Here is a 1,198-nt window from a genome sequence, read left to right on the forward strand (position 1 = left end):
GGTAATCCCCCCATTTCTAAAGGCACCCAGAAGTAGACTCAGGCCACCATGGCCAACTTCTGCTTAGGGGTGATGCCTCCCAAGGCCATGTTTGGCCGTTCGTTGTTATAAGTCCAAAGCCAGCGCGTCGCAAATTCCTGCACCTGCTCAATCGACTCAAACAGGTACTGCGCCAGCCAGTCATACCGTACCGTTCGGTTATAGCGCTCGATATAGGCATTCTGCTGCGGCTTCCCTGGCTGGATGTATTCAAGCCGGATTCCTCGCTTCAAAGCCCATGCCGACAAGGCACCACTGATGTACTCCGGGCCGTTGTCGCAGCGCAGCGCCTTGGGTTGACCGCGCCATTCGATGACCTGATCCAGCGCCCGGATAACCCGTTCGGAGGGCAGCGATAGATCGACCTCGATCGTCAGGCCTTCGCGATTAAAGTCATCCAGCACGTTGAACAGGCGATAGCTGCGGCCGTCTTCGAGCTGGTCGTGCATGAAGTCCATTGACCAGCATTCGTTGATCGCCTGAGGCTCTGCAAGTGGCTCCGGCTTTTCCCGGACAATCCGTTTCTTCGGCTTGATCCGCAGGTTCAGCTCCAACTCGCGATATATCCGGTAAACCCGCTTGTGATTCCAGCGGTAGCCCTTGACGTTTCGCAGAAACAGAAAGCACAGACCGAACCCCCAGTTGCGCTGGTTCGCGGTCAACCGGATCAGCCAGTCGGCAATCTCCGCATTCTCATCGCTCAGCAGCGGCTGATACCGGTAACAGGTCTCGCTGATGCCATAGGCCTCGCAGGCCAGCCGGATGCTGATGCTCCGTTCCGTGACAGCCTCCCTCGCCAGCGTGCGCCGCAAGGAAGGCTTCACCACTTTTTTTCGAGGGCTTCCTTGCGCAGCTCGGACTTCAGCCGTTCCTCGGCATACATCTTCTTGAGCCGGCGGTTCTCGTCCTCCAGCTCCTTCAGGCGCGCCATCAACGACGCATCCATGCCACCATACTTGGCCCGCCACTTGTAGAAGCTGGCGCTGCTCATGCCATGCTCACGACACAGCTCCGGTACCGGCACCCCGGACTCGGCTTGCTTGAGGATCGCCAGGATCTGGCTGTCCGAAAAACGTGACTTTTTCATGCAGAATCTCCTTCGTCATAGGTTACGAGAAAATTCTACTTTTGAGCACCGTTAGTTTTCGGGGGGATTACC

Annotated in this window: 1 protein-coding gene; it reads right to left on the reverse strand. The window is 57.2% G+C overall.

Going from position 1 to position 1,198, the window contains the following annotated elements:
• Positions 1–38: 38 nt before the first annotated feature.
• Positions 39–1,126 (reverse strand): IS3 family transposase gene (locus HUJ28_02065; GenBank protein MBD3618244.1). Its coding sequence is split into 2 segments (ribosomal slippage): positions 39–874 and positions 874–1,126, totalling 1,089 coding nucleotides; the frame shifts between segments, so codons are not numbered across the junction.
• Between the last annotated feature and the right edge of the window lie 72 nt (positions 1,127–1,198).

It is taken from the genome of Chromatiales bacterium (genome assembly GCA_014762505.1).
Lineage (GTDB): Bacteria > Pseudomonadota > Gammaproteobacteria > SpSt-1174 > SpSt-1174 > SpSt-1174.